Origin of the sequence: Dyadobacter koreensis, from assembly GCF_900108855.1 — a bacterium.
In the GTDB taxonomy this organism is placed as follows: domain Bacteria; phylum Bacteroidota; class Bacteroidia; order Cytophagales; family Spirosomataceae; genus Dyadobacter; species Dyadobacter koreensis.
In genome coordinates, this window is the sequence record NZ_FNXY01000001.1 from 856,175 (window position 1) to 873,566 (window position 17,392).

Annotated in this window: 19 protein-coding genes; all 19 read right to left on the reverse strand. The window is 41.6% G+C overall.

The window, feature by feature from the left end; translation table 11 throughout:
* Positions 1-99: 99 nt before the first annotated feature.
* The 19 genes from BMY70_RS03495 to BMY70_RS03585 all read right to left on the reverse strand — a co-directional run bounded on the left by BMY70_RS03495 (position 100) and on the right by BMY70_RS03585 (position 17,355).
* On the reverse strand, positions 100-1,464 hold the full coding sequence (locus tag BMY70_RS03495) for a sensor histidine kinase (protein ID WP_090331959.1): 1,365 nt from the start codon (positions 1,462-1,464) through the stop codon (positions 100-102).
* Positions 1,448-2,146, reverse strand: coding sequence for a response regulator transcription factor (locus BMY70_RS03500; protein ID WP_090331960.1), 699 nt, complete (start codon positions 2,144-2,146; stop codon positions 1,448-1,450). Before BMY70_RS03500 ends, BMY70_RS03495 begins: the two co-directional genes overlap by 17 nt.
* 154 nt (positions 2,147-2,300) lie before the next feature.
* The gene (locus BMY70_RS03505) at positions 2,301-3,029 is read right to left on the reverse strand and encodes a methyltransferase family protein (protein ID WP_090331961.1); all 729 of its coding nucleotides are present in this window, start codon (positions 3,027-3,029) and stop codon (positions 2,301-2,303) included.
* Positions 3,026-3,763 carry a carboxy-S-adenosyl-L-methionine synthase CmoA gene (cmoA, locus tag BMY70_RS03510; protein WP_090331963.1) on the reverse strand — a complete coding sequence of 246 codons (738 nt, stop codon included), beginning with the start codon at positions 3,761-3,763 and terminating at the stop codon, positions 3,026-3,028. Before cmoA ends, BMY70_RS03505 begins: the two co-directional genes overlap by 4 nt.
* A 354-nt stretch (positions 3,764-4,117) precedes the next feature.
* Positions 4,118-4,903, reverse strand: coding sequence for an SDR family NAD(P)-dependent oxidoreductase (locus BMY70_RS03515; RefSeq protein WP_090331967.1), 786 nt, complete (start codon positions 4,901-4,903; stop codon positions 4,118-4,120).
* A gap of 27 nt (positions 4,904-4,930) precedes the next feature.
* Positions 4,931-5,791, reverse strand: coding sequence for an alpha/beta hydrolase (locus tag BMY70_RS03520; RefSeq protein ID WP_090332664.1), 861 nt, complete (start codon positions 5,789-5,791; stop codon positions 4,931-4,933).
* A 95-nt stretch (positions 5,792-5,886) separates the two neighbouring features.
* On the reverse strand, positions 5,887-6,711 hold the full coding sequence (locus BMY70_RS03525) for an ankyrin repeat domain-containing protein (protein WP_143072044.1): 825 nt from the start codon (positions 6,709-6,711) through the stop codon (positions 5,887-5,889).
* A 129-nt stretch (positions 6,712-6,840) separates the two neighbouring features.
* On the reverse strand, positions 6,841-7,281 hold the full coding sequence (locus tag BMY70_RS03530; protein ID WP_090331972.1) for a hypothetical protein: 441 nt from the start codon (positions 7,279-7,281) through the stop codon (positions 6,841-6,843).
* A 108-nt stretch (positions 7,282-7,389) separates the two neighbouring features.
* A complete protein-coding gene (locus tag BMY70_RS03535; RefSeq protein ID WP_090331974.1) occupies positions 7,390-8,793 on the reverse strand; it encodes an enolase C-terminal domain-like protein in 1,404 nt (467 codons plus the stop codon).
* Positions 8,794-8,873: 80 nt separating this feature from the next.
* Positions 8,874-9,575: a hypothetical protein gene (locus BMY70_RS03540; RefSeq protein ID WP_090331976.1), complete on the reverse strand. Its 702-nt coding sequence runs from the start codon at positions 9,573-9,575 to the stop codon at positions 8,874-8,876.
* A gap of 3 nt (positions 9,576-9,578) precedes the next feature.
* Positions 9,579-10,358: an urease accessory protein UreD gene (locus BMY70_RS03545; protein WP_090331978.1), complete on the reverse strand. Its 780-nt coding sequence runs from the start codon at positions 10,356-10,358 to the stop codon at positions 9,579-9,581.
* Positions 10,355-11,038 carry an urease accessory protein UreG gene (gene ureG / locus BMY70_RS03550; RefSeq protein WP_310590629.1) on the reverse strand — a complete coding sequence of 228 codons (684 nt, stop codon included), beginning with the start codon at positions 11,036-11,038 and terminating at the stop codon, positions 10,355-10,357. Before ureG ends, BMY70_RS03545 begins: the two co-directional genes overlap by 4 nt.
* 66 nt (positions 11,039-11,104) lie before the next feature.
* Positions 11,105-11,791, reverse strand: a complete 687-nt coding sequence (locus BMY70_RS03555; protein WP_090331979.1) for an urease accessory protein UreF — start codon at positions 11,789-11,791, stop codon at positions 11,105-11,107.
* Positions 11,788-12,291: an urease accessory protein UreE gene (locus BMY70_RS03560; protein WP_090331980.1), complete on the reverse strand. Its 504-nt coding sequence runs from the start codon at positions 12,289-12,291 to the stop codon at positions 11,788-11,790. Before BMY70_RS03560 ends, BMY70_RS03555 begins: the two co-directional genes overlap by 4 nt.
* Before the next feature lie 28 nt (positions 12,292-12,319).
* Complete coding sequence (gene ureC, locus BMY70_RS03565) at positions 12,320-14,053, reverse strand: urease subunit alpha (RefSeq protein ID WP_090331981.1); 1,734 nt, start codon at positions 14,051-14,053, stop codon at positions 12,320-12,322.
* Positions 14,050-14,418, reverse strand: coding sequence for an urease subunit beta (gene ureB / locus BMY70_RS03570; protein ID WP_090331982.1), 369 nt, complete (start codon positions 14,416-14,418; stop codon positions 14,050-14,052). Before ureB ends, ureC begins: the two co-directional genes overlap by 4 nt.
* Before the next feature lie 10 nt (positions 14,419-14,428).
* Positions 14,429-14,731, reverse strand: a complete 303-nt coding sequence (gene ureA, locus BMY70_RS03575) for an urease subunit gamma (protein ID WP_090331983.1) — start codon at positions 14,729-14,731, stop codon at positions 14,429-14,431.
* Positions 14,732-14,823: 92 nt separating this feature from the next.
* Complete coding sequence (locus BMY70_RS03580; protein ID WP_090331984.1) at positions 14,824-15,486, reverse strand: response regulator transcription factor; 663 nt, start codon at positions 15,484-15,486, stop codon at positions 14,824-14,826.
* A 30-nt stretch (positions 15,487-15,516) separates the two neighbouring features.
* A complete protein-coding gene (locus BMY70_RS03585) occupies positions 15,517-17,355 on the reverse strand; it encodes a sensor histidine kinase (RefSeq protein WP_090331985.1) in 1,839 nt (612 codons plus the stop codon).
* Positions 17,356-17,392: the final 37 nt, after the last annotated feature.

Sequence of the window (17,392 nt, forward strand, 5' to 3'; positions counted from 1 at the left end):
ACAGCGGTCAGATTAAGACCAGCTAAAAAAAAGATTATAATCCAGTAAGTATAATATTAGAATGAAATAAAAAAATTAGAGAGGAATTAGAAAGCCTGGCTATATAAACGGAAGGAAAACGGTGAAGCGTGTTCCTATTTCAACTTCACTTTTGACTACGATGGAACCCTGATGAAGCTTGATAATATTATTGGTCAAAGGAAGCCCAATTCCATAACCCTTGTACTTTTCCGTGTTGGATGCTCTAAAAAAAGGAACAAAAATCTGTGCAATTTCACGGTCAGGAATGCCAATTCCTTCATCTGTTATTTCTACGAGTACATAATTATCCTCCGATCTGATTACGATATGAACAGGTGCATTATCAGAATATTTGCAACTATTTAATACAATATTGGAAAACGCCGCCTTAAGCAACGTCTCATTTCCAATAATCACAAGCTTTCGTTCATCTTCGGGAAGTTGATCAAAATTAATTTCAACTTTGTTTGCGGGAATAATCTGATCGGCGGTTCCTTTAACAGACAAAATTAATTCGTCAATTCTTATTTCCTCCCATTGTTCCTTTTTTCCGTCAAACCCAGTTTGAGCAAGACTAAGCATACTGTTTGTCAGATGTTCCATTTTCTCAGATTCGCGAAAGATGGTTCGAAATGAATCTCTCACATTATCCGGAATCCCGGGAACCGAAAGCCCAAGCTGAGCCTCACCGCTAATGATAGTCAATGGTGTTTTGAATTCGTGAGAGGCATTACTTACAAAGTTATTCTGGATTTCAAACGTAATTTCCAGCCTGTCGAGCATATCATTAAAGGTCTTGGAAAGATCAGCAATCTCATCTTTGCTGGAATCTACCATGAGCCGCTGGTTCAGATTGTGGGCACTTATTCCTTTTACATTCCTGATTATTCTTCGTATAGGCTGAAAAATCTGGATCGAAAAAAACTTACCAAAAGTAAAGACAAAAACAAGGGAAATACAAAACCCAACGATGAGTAGATTTTTAAGATTTTCCATTTCCGCAAGCCCGTAAAGATCTACGGCAGAAGAAATTACTATAATATTTTCACCGGGTTGAATGATATTGAGCCCAACATAGGAAGTATCGTTATGAAAAAAACGAGCGGGTTGTTTTCTTACAATGGCATCATAAAAGGTTTGCGGAAGCGGCAGTTTTTTCTTTAAACTATCTGCCTTTTTAAAATCATTATGAAAGATAATCCGATGCTGTTCATCCGGCAGATCGCCCAGATGTTTTTCTTTTATGTCGTAATAGATTGAGGTTTGAGACTTATTTTTATGTAGTGCGGCATGACCTACAATATCTGAGCGTACTTCCAGCCTGTGAAAGAAGCTGTTCGAAATACTTTCAGATGCGAAAATGTATAAAAAAACACTTAACGACAGAATTATTCCTGCTGTTAAGAATGTAAAAATCAACGCAATTCTATTTTGGATCTTCATAAGTCAGGCGCATCACATAACCCATTCCGAAAACCGTATGAATAAGTTTTACAGGCTGATTTTTATCGATTTTTTTACGCAGATAATTAATATAAACATCCACGACGTTTGTGCCCAGATTAAAATTAATGTCCCACACGTTTTCCAAAATCTCCATCCTGTTCAACACTCTGTTTTGATTTGTTAGCAAGAATTCCAGTAAACGAAATTCAGTGGCAGTCATGTCAATAGGAACAGAGTCCCGGGTAACTGTTTTTGTAATTTTATCCAAAATCAGGTTCCCAATTCTCAATACATCTGAACTTTTTTCCTTTTCCTGATCTTTTCCACGTCGAGTTAAAGTCCGGATTCTTGCTTCAAGTTCGGCGAGTTTGAAGGGTTTGGTCATGTAATCGTCTGCGCCGGCGTCCAGCCCGGAAACTATATTTTCTGTTGTTCCCAGCGCTGTAAGCATCAAAATCGGAACGGAAGACTTTGTACTTCTTATTTTACGACAAACCTCCATTCCGTTCATAACAGGTATCATCAAATCAAGAAGGATCAGGTCAAAGTCATGCTGCAAGGCCATATGCAAACCGGACTGTCCGTCCATAGCGACAGTAATTTCATGACCAGACGCCGAAAGACTTCGTTGAATAAGTGATATTACACTGGGTTCGTCCTCGATAAGCAAAAGCTTCATTCGTATTAAATTTGTAAGAGTATTGGTTGTCAGACTGATAGATCAGGAATAAAAAAAACAGGTATTGAAACTAGTCAATACCTGCCTTTAAAACTAATGAATGAATCTGAAATTTATATATTTTTACATTCGGATTTTACCACTCTTTAATATTTCACGCCATTTGATCAGTCATTTTCCCTGATTTTTTCAGGTATCTCACAAACAGATAAACTACTCCCAAGGCGATAAAAATCGATAAGAAGGTTGCTGTCCGGATATCCGGATCAGGGATTAGGTGTTCGTACTCAAATAAAATGATTGCTGCGATACCGACAAGCCAGATAAACAAGGTATTGTATTCTTTCAAAAGCCAGCGTTTATAATTGAATTTCATCTCCGAAAAAGTATTTTCAATCCCCTTTGGATTAATTACCCAACGATTGACGCGTTGACAATAATTTGTGAAATCAAAACCGAACTTATTTGAAAGAAAATTCTCTTCGGCCATGACAATCGACTGATAAATAAAGAGAAATAACGGGAAAACGACACCCAAATAAATCCACGAATTAGAAAGAATTCCAACTCCAAGAAGCATCAGAATATTCCCTACGTAAAGCGGGTTTCGGCAATGTTTGAAAATACCTTCGGTTACAAGATTTTCAGCATGCACTTTTTTATCACGACCTCCACGGATAATGTAGGCAAGACCAATAGTTGCCCCACGAATTGCTTCCCCCAAAACGGTGATCAAAAGACCCAAAACAATCGGTATTAAGTAGTAATTGGCTCCGAAACGATCTTCTGTAAAAATATCCGGAGATGGCAAAAAAAGCAGCAGGTAAAGAAAAATAAATAAAACGTTTCTGAACCTGAAAAAGAAATTTCCTATCGTTATCATTTTTTGTGGGCTATAATTCCGGCAAAGTTGTACCATTTAAAAAACGTTTCGCAGTGGCTGAAACCCACCTGTTCAAGCATCAGAAAATTCTCGGAAAGCTTGTAAGGGACCAGTACATTTTCCAACGCTTCTCTTTTTTGCGAAATCTCTAGATCACTATAATGATTACGACGTTTGTAATCGTAGTAATATTTGATAAAATCACGATTGAACATACTGTCTTCCGCAAGAATTTTCTCAACAAGAATCAATGTCCCGCCCGGATTGAGACCTTTATAAATATTCCTTATTAATTTTTTTCTATGAATCGGACGAACAAATTGAAGCGTCAGACACAGAATTACCACAGAGGAGTTGTCAATTGCCAAATCCCCGTGCAGGTCAGCAGAGCGAAGTTCATACGGCCTTTTGAGCCCGGCATCTTTCAGTTTTGCATCACATTTCACAAGCATTTCATCTGATTCATCGATACCGACAAAAGAAATATCTTCTGAAACCAGGGCATCCAGGCCGATCATGGTCGTTCCGGTAGAGCACCCCAGGTCATACACAAGTGTTCCTTCCTGAGCATGATCCGCTGCCAATTCAGCTACCATGCGCTGGATCTCACCATAATGAGGAACTGAGCGGTTGACCATGTCATCAAAAACTTTTACAACCTTGGTACCAAACTTAAAGTCGGACGCCTCGGAAATAGATTCTTTGAACACATTGTCTTTCTCGATGTTTTCCATAAGATTAATTTAATAGGAATATTAGTCAGGTTAATTCATTCTTTCATAATCAGCGAAAATTGAATCTGTCGTATTTTAGATTAATCTTCGGCTTCTCCAGGCATCGCAATATACATTAGAAAAAACTTAGAATATTTGGTTTACTTAGTAAAATACCAAATTATTACAGGTATAAAAACGGACCTGCTTTCTAAAAAGTATCTGTACGGACCCTTTTCTAAAAAATACGCCTATTGTCTTTGTTCTTCCGGCTAGCCCGGGCATTGAAAATCTGAATGTTGTATTGATATTAATACGCAAGATTTGCGTTTTCGTGGCAAGTTAAATTGAAATTCGGGTGAGGTGAGTATATAATTATTTAGCTGTCCATCCGCCATCTACGGTGAGGATAGAGCCGACCATATAGCTGGCTGCGTCGCTGGCAAGAAAAATAGCTGCTCCCTGTATTTCTTCCAGCTGTGCCCAGCGGCCAAGCGCAGTTGATCCCAAAACAATGTTTTTAGCTTCCTCGCTTTCAGCGATCGGGATATTCATATCTGTAAGAAATGGACCAGGACAGATCGCATTTACCATAATATTAAAAGGAGCAAGTTCTATTGCCAAAGCCCGAGTCATTTGAACGACAGCCCCTTTGCTGGCGGTATAGGGTGTCCGGTTTGCGAGGCCGACCAAACCAAGCGTACTGGCAAGATTTATGATCCTGCCACTTTTATTTTCTTTTATAAAAGGCACAACAGCCCGCGAACTCAGCCACGTACCGTGCACGTTTACGTTCATCACTTTACTAAAATCTTCATGAGACAATTCATCAATCGGACCGCGGATATTGATCCCCGCGCTGTTGATCAGTATATCGATTTTGCCAAAAATATCAACAGCTGATTTCGCCATTGATTCGGTTTCCCTCTGGTTGGTGATGTCAGCAATGAATGAATAACTATGAGTTCCGAAATCTTTACTTAACTGCTCCGCTGCCATCTTTCCGTCCTCCCCATTTCTGTTGACAAGCATAACATTACAGCCCGCCGACGCAAGTCCGGCGGCCATGGCATAGCCAAGTCCGCGGGACCCACCAGTGATTACAGCACTTTTCCCGGTGAGATCGAAAAGTTTAATCCCCGGGAGAATTTTATGACTCATAAAACAAAATTTACAAAATCAAAATCTCTAATATTGATGAAAGCCTTGCGAAACAAACTCTAAAACCGTTGGAAGCGCAGAACGCCAATAAGTCCAGGTATGCCCCCCCTCGCGAATTCGGAACTCATGTGGTATTTCTTTCTTTTTCATCGCAATATGCGCCAGACTGTTTCCTTCATATAAAAAGTCATCGTCTCCGCAGTCGATATACCAGCGGACAGCTTTTTTCTGGGTATCCGTCATATTGTCAACAAGCGGCAAAACACTGTGGCGGTTAAAATAATTACTCACGGTAGAGTCAGCAATATTTGGATTGTTTTTTACCATATTTTTCTTAGCATCATCAAGCGAAAGTGGCCCAATGTAAGCTGAAAGCGGACAAGCAGAAGAGAAAAGTTCAGGATGGTGTAAGGCATACATAAAACTTCCCCCGCCGCCCATCGATAATCCGGCTACCGCACGGAAACGCTTCTCAGACTTTATCCTGAATTTTTTTTCAACAAATGGCATCAACTCCTGAAAGAAGAAGTCTTCGTATGGCCAGTCACCTTTTACATCATTAAAATACCCTCTGCGTCCAGTATCCGCGTCAGGCATCACGATGATCATCGGGGTTGACAGGCCGTCCATTATTGCTTTGTCGGCAATATGCAGAATTTCACCAAATTGTACCCAGCCGGTGTGATTATCTCCGGCGCCATGTAAAAGATATAGAACCGGATAGCTTCTCTCTGAGGTAGCATAATCGGGAGGAAGATAAATCGCAAATTTCCTTTCTGACTTCAATAATTTACTCGGCACCGATAAATTATCAAGTACCTTTCCCGTCTGAGCAAAACTTAGCGTCGCCAGAAAGGCGAACAAAATTGTAAAATTTACGATTTTCATACTGTGCAACAGGTATTTGGGTTTAACAAATTTTGAGGAAGTCAGAAGCATTCAGTTTCCTATGATGTAAGTTTAAATCCAATTCAAACTACTTGTTACAACTTCGAAAGAAGATAATTTTCAATCGTATTATTTTTCGCATAGCGAGCCCAGTCGAGCGGAGTTCCCTGATAGATCGTATCTTTCAAATCTAATCTGGCGCCGCCATCAACAAGCAGTCTTACAATTTCTTCATGCCCGAAAATGATGGCTTGATGCAAAGGAGTTGAGAACATATGCGCTCCCTCGGGATTATAGCGGTCAGGATCCGCGCCGCTTTTCAGTAGAATTTTTAAAATTTCGGTGTGTCCGTGTTGTGCGGCAAAAGCAAATGCCAAATGCCTTTCTTTTTCAGTTGAATCAGAAAACAAAGTCTGAAACTGAAAGGTACGACCAGTTCCCGCAGCTGTAACCAAATCTATTTTTGCACCTTTCTCAATCAGAAATTCTACCGCTTCAAATTCGCCATGGGCGATAGCCGGGGGAATAGCGCTATTAGCGTCTGCTCCATAGCTGAGAAACAAATTGATCAACGGTATCTGGAACTTACATTCCCTGGCCACGCTGCCAGAACATACCAGCCCGAGCGTATAGTTGGTCTGCTCCAGATTTTGTTTTGCTCCTGCTTCAAGGATTATATGGGTTATTTTAACAATATTTTCAGGCAAAAAACCTTGACGAACAGGGTTTTCAGCAACAAAATTCAGAAGGCAAGGATTACTAAAATATCCGTTTTCGTCAAATTTGATATGCTGACTTACCAATCTTGGATTCCTTCGAAGATGATTCTCTAATCCACTCGTATCTCCGGCATCAATCAGCGAAACAGCAATACGAAAATTTTCATCCTTTATTCTTTCATAACCAGGTTTATCTTCCATTTTCTCTTCGATCTTACCAAAGATAAAAAGATTGCAGACAACTGAAAAATAGAAATTTAGGCACAAAAAAAGTTCAGATTGCTCTGAACTTTGCCGCGGTGCATTCACCGGAATATTCTTTCCCCGAATTTAATTCATTGAAGACAGCTTACCTTCATCGTCTGCGATCTTACTGCGCAATGACTCTATATCTTTTTTCAGACTGGCTAAATTATCTTCTGCTCTCCTCGCCTTTTTCGCATCACGTTCGGCAGCATTAGCGCTTTTGCGCGCTCTTTTTGCCTGCTTTCTGTCCTGAGCGTCATTACTAAGTTTTGCAGCAGCTTTTCCGTTTTCGTCAGCTGATTTCTGTGCCTGTTCGGCTGTTTTGGCAACCTCCGCCGTTTTTTCTGCAACCTGATTTTCCAGTTTTGCCAGTTCAAGTTTGCGTTCATTTAATCTCTTGCTTACTTCAAGCGATTCTTTTTGTTGTTTCAACATATTTAAAGAATCCTTTGACACCACCTGAGCTGATAACGAGAGGGATATAAGCATTATTCCCAGTGTGTTGACGATCCATTGCATTTTCATAATCTTGATAATTAATTGTAAATCACTAAAACCGGTTACCGCAAAAACCGTGCCAAATCAGATACATAGTACAATTTATCATTTAATAGCTGCGGTTGGCATAAGCATTCATCTGCTTGCAAAGAAATCAGCATAATGTTTTGAAGAATTCATGATGCCGCCACTTTCCTCAAAAAACCGCCTATCCGTTACATAAACGCCTTTTTTTGTACGTGTCCATGCCGCTTCGGCCATTGGATGGTAACTCATGAGTTTATCCCAGTTTTTATAGTACTGATGCCCGTTTGTTTCTTGTAAACCGATGGAAATATCAGGGAATGGATTTAGTCTGGCCGCGACCGATTTATTCCAGTCTACCAGAATCGGATTGACAGTCAGATCTGCGCAAAAACATGGAATATTTTTCTCGTAAGCAAGCTGAGTAATTTTCATGGTCATGCTCAACGTTTTTGCGATAGCCTTTACGATCATCACAGAATACCCCTGCTCAATTCTTTTTGCAGCATCCTCCACGGTATGCGCACTTTCATCCGCTCCTATCCTTACACCGACATCTCCCACAAAATCATTATTATCTTCTCCAAGAGGCTCTTCAATCACAGCAATCTGATCCAGAGCACCGATCTTTTTTATATGATCAATAAACCGCAAAAGTGTTTCTTTCTTTTCATACCGACCGTTGGGATCAATATAATATGGAATTTTCCCATTTCGTGTATAGGGGGTTTCGTAATGGCCGATCGCCTTATGAACAGCCGACAAGAAAGCCATATCATTTTTCAGCATATCAGCCTGAGTCCCTGCTGATCCGGTTTTGAGTTTCATTATAAAATAACCTTCATCCGCTGCCGCCTTGATTTTTTCAGGATCACTACCAACGGCGAATGAAGGTATACTCGCAACTTTTTCATGCCGGTAAGAAAGACTTGGCTTATAAGCAGCCGGGATCATTTCATCGAAAGAAGTCATTTTATTTTCCGCCGCATATAGCAGCCAAGCAGCGTTATCAACGCTTACAAGTGCATTCAAAGCAAATGTTTTTCGAAGGTCCACATTTCCGGTAATCTTTTTTCCGTAGTTCAGCACTTCCGGCAAAAGCTTATCAAGCAACTCGACAGGGCTGGAAAATGAAATTCCTTTCATAAGCTGCAAAGCATGTTCTGTCATGGCGAACATCAAGGCATTTCCGGCGCTTTCTGAATGAGCTGCTGCCACCTTTGAATCTGACCATAATACCCCCTGGGTCGCCAGTCCAACTTTACTAAATCCTGATTCCGATTCCAGATAGGCAGCGGTTTGCCAACTTTCAGTGATCTGGCTTCCTTTAAAACGGTATGGATTCAAAGCTTCCCGTTCAAAATTGGCGCTGACATTTTTTATTATTATCGAGGATTTTAATTTCGACGCAATAGCAGAATTATCCATATGCCTGGTTAAATCAGTCGAGCCTAATATGGCACCGACACCAGAATATTTCAGAAAATCACGACGGTTTACAGAAAAGTCATTCATTAGACTTTGAATTTACAGTGGCGAAAAGTTGACTCTTGCAAAACAAAGCATTGAACTGCGCTGATATAATGTTATCAATATTACCAGCCCATAAAAACCATCCCCGCTCCGCAAATAAAAATAGTAAGTCCACCTAAAGGATGCATGTACTTTTCGAGCTGGCTGGTTTTAAAAATCGAGATCCCATAAAAACCCAGAACTACCATAAAAATCATCGTCGCCAACGTGACAAACGTATAAACACATATCATAAGAAGCATACCGCTTAGTGAATTCCGGGCTGCCGGAAAATATAACAAGGGAATCATCGGCTCGCACGGGCCCAGAAGAAAAATGATGAACATAACCCAAGGAGTCACTTTATGCCTTTCATTACTCCGGACAGCCGAGCCGTGCTGATGTTCATACACGTAAATATCCCCTTCTTGTTCAATATCGAAATGTTTGTGTGTTTTGTTTTTATACACATTCATCATTCCCCATATCCCGTAAACTATTCCAAAGCCAAGCAGCATCCAGCCTGCCAGCCCTCCTCTGACTTCTTCAAGCCATTCCACTTTGCTTAATGACCAGCCAATGGCTGCGCCACCCAGGCCAAGTAAAATGGAGCTCCAGACATGGCCGCATCCGCAGATAATTGTCCACCAGAGCGTTTTCCCAAAAGACCAGTTTCTTGCTTTCGATAAAGCTATAAAAGGAATGTAATGATCCGGTCCGCTGAATGTATGCAGACATGCAATCGTTACAGCGGCTGTCAGCAAGACTTGTAATTCGGTGTGCATAAGTCAAATATCTTCTTTAAATATTTTTGTAATTTTTTTAAGGGCATTCATTAGCTGCTCAGATTTATTTCCGAGTATTCTTACCAAAAGTCCGGATTCCGGCGCAGGTGTTACACCGAAAAGTATATCCGGCTCGCTACTTAAATAATCTTTTACCTTATCGATCAGAGAATTTTTGTCAATGCCATTTTTTAAAAATATCAGGCTTGCCTGATGTGTAAAACCTTCCAGCATTCCGATTGCTGCAAGATCATTTCCAACCGGGACCAGGCAGATATTTTCCTTGATTTTCAATCGTTTATTAGTATAAACCTCGGTGATTGCATGATATTTGGAAAATTTAAAAACCTCTCCATTCAGCTTTCTTCCACAGGTAATAATTTCTCCCCAAATCAGTTCGCAATTCTCAGCCAAATGGATTTTACTTCTGGAAGTAAAATTGGAATTTTCCTGCGGTACGCCCGGATGCGGTAGATAAATAAGTGAAGCACCCTTATCCAGAAAAACTTCCATATGCTGCTTTGCTCCACTTTTCATACTGAATAGTCGCTGATAAGATTGGGTATGCAACTGCAAATGGCAATTTTGGTCGAGTTCAATCTTAATTTCAAACTGATCGCCATCCAGAATTCCTGGCGAAGAGCTCATCTGCATCAGATGCAGCCATTTCTGCCGGCGGTTTTCTGTGATATCCGCCAGTTTAAAAGGAGGCGAAAAGTAGCATTTTTTCAAATATGAAATTTCGTCCCGTAATCCAACATGAATGTGCAAAGCAGCAATCATCTCAGCAGTGCCGGTTCGTCAATTTCTTCACACAACGCATATTTTTTTATCCAATCGATAACCGTTTCCAGCCCCTTCAAGCTCATAAGATTGGTAAAAACAAAAGGTTGACCGTTACGCATTTTTCTGGAATCGCGTTCCATTACATCCAGATCAGCATGGACATAAGGCGCCAGATCAATTTTATTGATGACCAGCAAATCACTTCTGGTAATTCCCGGCCCACCCTTTCTTGGAATTTTATCACCTTCGGCCACATCAATTACAAAAATGCTGATATCCGCAAGGTCAGGGCTGAAAGTTGCAGACAAGTTGTCGCCGCCACTTTCGATAAAAATAATTTCAATATCCGGAAAACGGTTAGCCATTTCCTCCACAGCTTCCAGATTCATACTTGCATCCTCGCGAATTGCCGTATGCGGACAGCCGCCAGTTTCAACGCCAATGATCCGGTCTGGCGGCAAAAGGCTGTTTTGTGTCAAAAAAGCAGCATCCTCTTTAGTATAAATATCGTTGGTTATCACACCCACGCTATATTCCTTAGCCATCTGGCGTGTAAGGCGCTCGATCAGCGCTGTTTTTCCGGAACCAACTGGGCCCGCAACACCAATTTTTATATAATTTCGATCCATGGTTTTATTTACTTCGGATGTCTGCTGCCGGTTATTTCCTATCAGCATCTTAATTTTTTTTTATTACTAATCATCATCATTCAATGCCTTAAAGACTGACCGGCTATGGAGCGTTTAAGACATATACAGACGGGAATACAAACTTTCATGCTGGATACTCCGAATATCAAATCCTGGACAGCAAAGTCCAAGTAAGTCCCGGTCCGGTTGCATGGATTCTTCAACCAGCTGATTGATGACCGGATGGAGTGAAAAAAGCAATTCCTGTCCGTCCTGCTGTCCCAGGGGAATTAATTTGACACTGTTTGTTACAAATCCAACCGCAGTATTGTAATAAAATCCGGTTAGCATATCTTTTTTTTCAATTTGTAAAGCATAGGCATATAAGCCAAAAACGATGCAGTAATGACCAAAAACATATTTTAACTTACTATCAGCCAGATACTTTTCCGTCATTTTATTTTTACACAGAGGCTCAAAAACCTTCATCAAACGATTCCCGAGTTTGTGGCTCGCCTCTCGCATTTCCTTGGGTAATTTCAATGCCGTACACTCTTCATCCAGGCTTAAAAGCTCCTGATAATCGTCTTGTGCAGCAGCCTCATATGCAAGAGAAGCGAATGCAGCGTCTCCGTATTTAAGGTTGCTTTTCAGCATCCGGATTATGAAATCTCCGGCAGTTTTTGTGTTTTTCACTACACCAGCCTGCACATAGGTTTCTAATCCCGATGAGTGGGCATATCCGCCAATGGGCAACGTCGGATCGCTGAGCTGCAATAAACTGAGGAGCTGGGTATTCATAAATCTGTTGTCAGCTGCATAATTCTCGAAAACAGACTCGAATTTGCCCGATCAGCATGTGGCGAGACTGTTGTTTTTAAGGGCTGCAAAAGCTTACGATTTTCACGCAGAACTTCATAACCCTGCGCGGTTAACAACCGAAATAATGGCGCATCATAAGGTATCAAAAGGCTGTCATCCTCAAAGAACAACGGCAGATGTTTATTTCCAATTTCATAACAAAGGGAGGCTGTTTCAAAAATTGTTATAGGCTTAACAACTATACAGTCACAGGTTAAAATCTCTGCTGCAATGATTATAAATTCATCGTTATACAAGATATCCCCCTGCGTAATTTCCGGCGACTCGCTCAGGAATTTCAGTGACACAGACTTCCCTGAACGTGTCTTTTTATGAAGAATGCGTTTGCGTGTCTCATACCACTCCATTTCCAGCCAGTCGATATGCCTGCCTTTTATTTCAAAAGCACTGATATTTCCCAATTTCGCTTTGATAATCATGGCACTGAAAATTAGTTTATAACACAGCCTAAAACAAAAAATATCGCTGCGCCAACGACGCTACTGCGATCGGTTCACAAGTAATATGACGGCCATCAACCCTCACCTCGTAATTTTCAGGATTAACGTCAATTTGCGGAGTGGCATCATTATGAATTAAATCCTTTTTTGAAATATTCCGGCAATTTCTGACAGGCAAAATCATCTTTTGAAGACCGTATTGCTGGACAATATTTTTATCAAGTGAAAGCTGCGAAACGAAAGTAGCACACGTATTAAAAAGCGCCTTTCCGTACGCTCCAAACATATGACGGTAAACAACAGGCTGCGGTGTTGGAATAGAAGCATTCGGGTCCCCCATTCTACTTCCGATGATCATCCCGCCTTTGATTATCATTTCCGGCTTCGCGGCAAAAAACGCAGGTTTCCATAACACAAGATCAGCCATTTTTCCGGCTTCGACCGAGCCGACATATTCAGAAATACCGTGTGCAATCGCAGGGTTTATAGTATACTTTGCAACGTATCTTTTCGCACGAAAATTATCATTTTTGTTCTCTTCATCTTCCGGCAAAAATCCCCTTTGCTTTTTCATTTTATCGGCTGTTTGCCAGGTTCGGATCACCACTTCGCTTACACGTCCCATCGCCTGGGAATCGGAGCTCATCATGCTGAACACGCCCATATCATGCAAAATATCTTCGGCCGCAATTGTCTCCGGTCTGATCCGCGAATCCGCAAAAGAAACATCCTCAGGGACGGATTTATCCAAATGGTGACATACCATGAGCATATCCAAATGCTCATCAATAGTATTGACCGTAAAAGGACGCGTTGGATTGGTTGAAGACGGTAAAATGTGGGGATACATCGCAGCCTTGATAATGTCCGGCGCATGGCCCCCGCCCGCTCCTTCGGTATGATATGTATGAATAACGCGACCATCAATGGCAGCCATCGTACTTTCCAGAAACCCCGATTCATTCAATGTATCGGTGTGTATTGCAACCTGAATATCATGTTTGTCAGCCATTTTCAGCGACGCGTCGATCACGGCCGGCGTTGCACCCCAGTCTTCGTGAATTTTTAACCCGATCACCCCGGCTTCAATCTGCTCTTCTAACGGCGCAATTGAAGCACAGTTTCCTTTCCCCAAAAATCCAAGGTTCATTGGAAATGCCTCGGCGGATTCCAGCATTTTTCGGATATTCCAGGCGCCGGGTGTTACTGTTGTAGCATTTGTTCCGTCAGCCGGCCCAGTCCCTCCCCCGATCATTGTCGTGATGCCGCTAAAAAGTGCGTGATCAATTTGTTGCGGACAGATAAAATGGATATGCGTATCAATTCCCCCGGCTGTCGCGATTAGGCCCGCACCGCCATGCACTTCGGTTGATGCTCCGATGATCATATTGGGGGTAATACCATCGGTGGTATCAGGATTTCCAGCTTTTCCGACACCCACGATCCTTCCATCTTTAATACCGATATCAGCTTTGACAATCCCCCAGTGATCGATGATCATGACGCTGGTAATGACAAAATCCAGAACGCCTTCTGCCCGCGTGGCAGAAGCAGATTGTGCCATGCCGTCACGTATGGTTTTTCCACCACCGAATTTTGATTCTTCACCATGTCCCTGATCGCCCACGGAAAGATCTTTTTCGATTTCAATTATAATATCAGTATCGCCAAGCCGGACTTTGTCGCCAACAGTTGGGCCGTACATGTTTGCATATTTTATCCGGTTAATCGAAAGGCTCATTTCTTTGTATTTTTAAAGTTCAAAGCGTCAGATTTCTCCAATGCACTTTCTTTGTTTTCTTCTAAGTCTCCATCCACCAGATTATTGAAACCTGAAACATGTCTTTTCCCTCCAAATTCTACAAGAATAACATCTTTCTCTTCACCCGGCTCAAATCGCACCGCGGTTCCGGCGGCTATATTCAACCGCATTCCGTAGGTCTTTTCACGGTCAAAAAACAGCTGTTTATTTATTTCAAAAAAATGAAAATGCGAGCCGACCTGCACCGGTCGATCTCCCGTGTTGATCACTGTAATTGAATCCGTACGTTTTCCAACGTTGGCAATGATATCACCATCAGCCAAAATATATTCTCCTGGTATCATGATAGTAAGTTTATCGGATCGGGTTATGTACAGTCACCAGTTTTGTCCCATCCGGGAAAGTTGCTTCAATCTGGATATCATGAATCATCTCCGGAACCCCGTCCATCACATCTTCACGCATGAGAATCGTCGCACCATACTGCATTAATTCGGCAACAGAATTTCCATCACGTGCAGCCTCCTGCAAACGACTGCTGATCAAGGCAATCGATTCCGGATAATTAAGTTTCAGCCCGCGAGCTTTACGTTTCTCGGCGAGTTCACCGGCTAAAAACAAAAGCAGTTTTTCCTGTTCGCGTGGAGATAAATGCATAAGATAATCAAGATATCAAATTGTACCTAGGTATAAATTACGTACGTAAATATAGATAAGTAACCTTGTTAAACAAATTATTCCTTTAATTTTTAAGCTAATAACGATGAGGCTCTGGCATTCTCCACCGCTTCCTCGATCGTGCTTACCTGAAACTTCCTCAGAATATTAAGGCGGTGCGCTTCGATAGTCCTGATACTGATGCCAAGCGCCTCAGCAATTTCTTTATTTGTCACCCCTTGATCTATCATCCTGATAATCTGTTGTTCACGCTTTGACAAGGAAGTTTCAGAAGCAGTTGCTGTACCAGTGTCAGGCACTGAATTTCGCTGTTCGTGGTATTTTCGGACTAATGTATCCGTTACATCGCCGATAAAATAAAATTGCCCGTTATGAACCGTACGGATCGCGTGCAAAAAGATTTTATTGCTCGTATCTTTTAGAATGTAGCCGCTTGCGCCCATATCAAGTGCCGTCAAAACATAGTCAGGATTATCAAAAAGGCTGAAAAACAAAAGTTTTGCTTTACTATTATCTTTCAAAACTGATTTGCCGGTATCCAGACCGCTAATTCCAGGCATCCGGATATCCATAATGATCACATCGACTGAGGTTTTTGCCAACGATTGAATTGCGTCTTCCCCTGTGGATGCTTCCCCCACGACTTCCATATCAGCCTCCGCGTTAATTAATTGCTTCAGCCCGTTTCTGAAAATCTCGTGATCGTCGACCAAAAAAACAGCTATTTTCTTCATGTTAAGGGTTATTTTTTACGTTGATGAATACTAACTTAATGTTTTTCGTAATGGTAATTCTAACTGAATTGTAGTTCCCTGCCCCGGCTCCGAGCTGATGTTCAGTGTTCCATTGAGCAAGTCTGCCCGCTCTTTCATTCCTCTCAAACCATGCGCTTTCGGGAATTTTTCACGCGAGTATATATATTGATTGTCAAAATAAAATCCAGCTCCGTTATCCTGAATGATCATATTTAAAAACTCTGAATCGCTGTCAACATGCACCTCGATAATCGTAGCGCGCGAATGTTTGATCGCATTATTAAGTGCTTCCTGCAAAATCCTGAATACGCCAATTTCTACTTCTCTTGGCAACGATTCAAGACTGATATTTTCTTCCAGATGAAAAGTAACAGAGCCCGCCGTTTCCCTGCACATCTTGACAAGCTCCCGAATTGCAGAACGAAGCCCAAAATCTTCCAGTACACTTGGAAGCAGATCGGCACAGATACGTTTTGTCTCAAAAATAATCCCTGCCAAAAGCTCATTCACTTTTTGGATTTCAGGATCCTTATGCTCCATCCGGTCGTCGACCTGCTCCAGTTTCATACGCAGGCTCGTCAGCATTTGCCCGATACCGTCATGAATTTCTGCTGCGACCCGTTCCCTTTCCTTTTCCTGTCCGGTTATAATCGAAAAGGAACGAATATGCTGTTCTGTTTCCTGCCGCCGCATTTTTTCCTCAGTCAGTAACCAGAGTTCCCTTTCCGTATTTTTACGTTTTGTAATGTCGTTACAAACCACCAGATACTGATAGAGGTTGCTCTTGTTATCAATGATTGGCATCATCGTCACATCCAGCCAGAAACCCGCCCCATCGGATGCGGTATCAAAAACCTCTCCCTGCCAGACCTCGGTCTTCCGCTCGGAGTCACGGATATGGTCATAAATAATACTCTCTTTACCTCCCAGGTTATTGTAAAACAATGGCCTTCCACGCAGTTCTGTGATTGTATATTTAGTCACGTGACAATACTTATCATTGGCATAAATAATGTTCCCTGCACTGTCGGTTTTTACGAGGTAAGTAGCTTTTTCTAATGCAAAATTTGTCTCGCGTAGTTCCTTATGAGACTTTTCGATCGATTTGCTACTTTCCTGCAACTGGTCAGCGAGTTTTTTTGACCTGTTTTCTGAATCGATAAGGCCAGTCATGGTCTGACGGATTCTGACCGATAAGGGGAAAAAGATCAAACCCGCCTCAAGAAGAAGTGTAAATAAAACGACACCTAAAAGAATGTATTCAATCTCTTTCAACGTACGTACTTTCTGTCGCCAGAAACGGTCGTAGTCAAAGACGATCAGCTCCATACCAAGAAGATATGATTTTTCGTACTCTAAAATCTTCTTAATATAAGGTTTGATATCGGTAGAATCGACCACTTTGTTTTTCTCCATAACCACCACCATCTTATTGGCAGCCGTCAGAATTTCCTGATACGGTTCTTTCACCATATCATACATCATGGCAATTTCTTTCCTGTTGTTTGGAGGCAAATTCAGGAAAGAATTACCACCGATAAGTGCCTCGTGCGCCTTCTGCCATTGCTTTAAGGTATTGACAAATTCCTTGCGATTCGATTCAATATCCCGTCCGGATTCGATTAAAAGTGCAGTTTTGCCCAAAGTCTGGCTGTATGTCCGAAGTCTTCCCGCATAATTGATAATATGAGAATCGTCCCGCTGTGCCGTAAGATAGCGTTGTATAAGGATCTGGCTTAGGATCGAAATCACTGCAACGATCAGCAGTGCCGAGACATAAAGCCACGTGAAATATAAAAAGGTTTTCCTCTCCTGCGTTTCATCTTTAACCGGTTCTTTCCTGAACATAACCTGAATCGTTTCTGTGTTGAGATGCGCAGCTTAG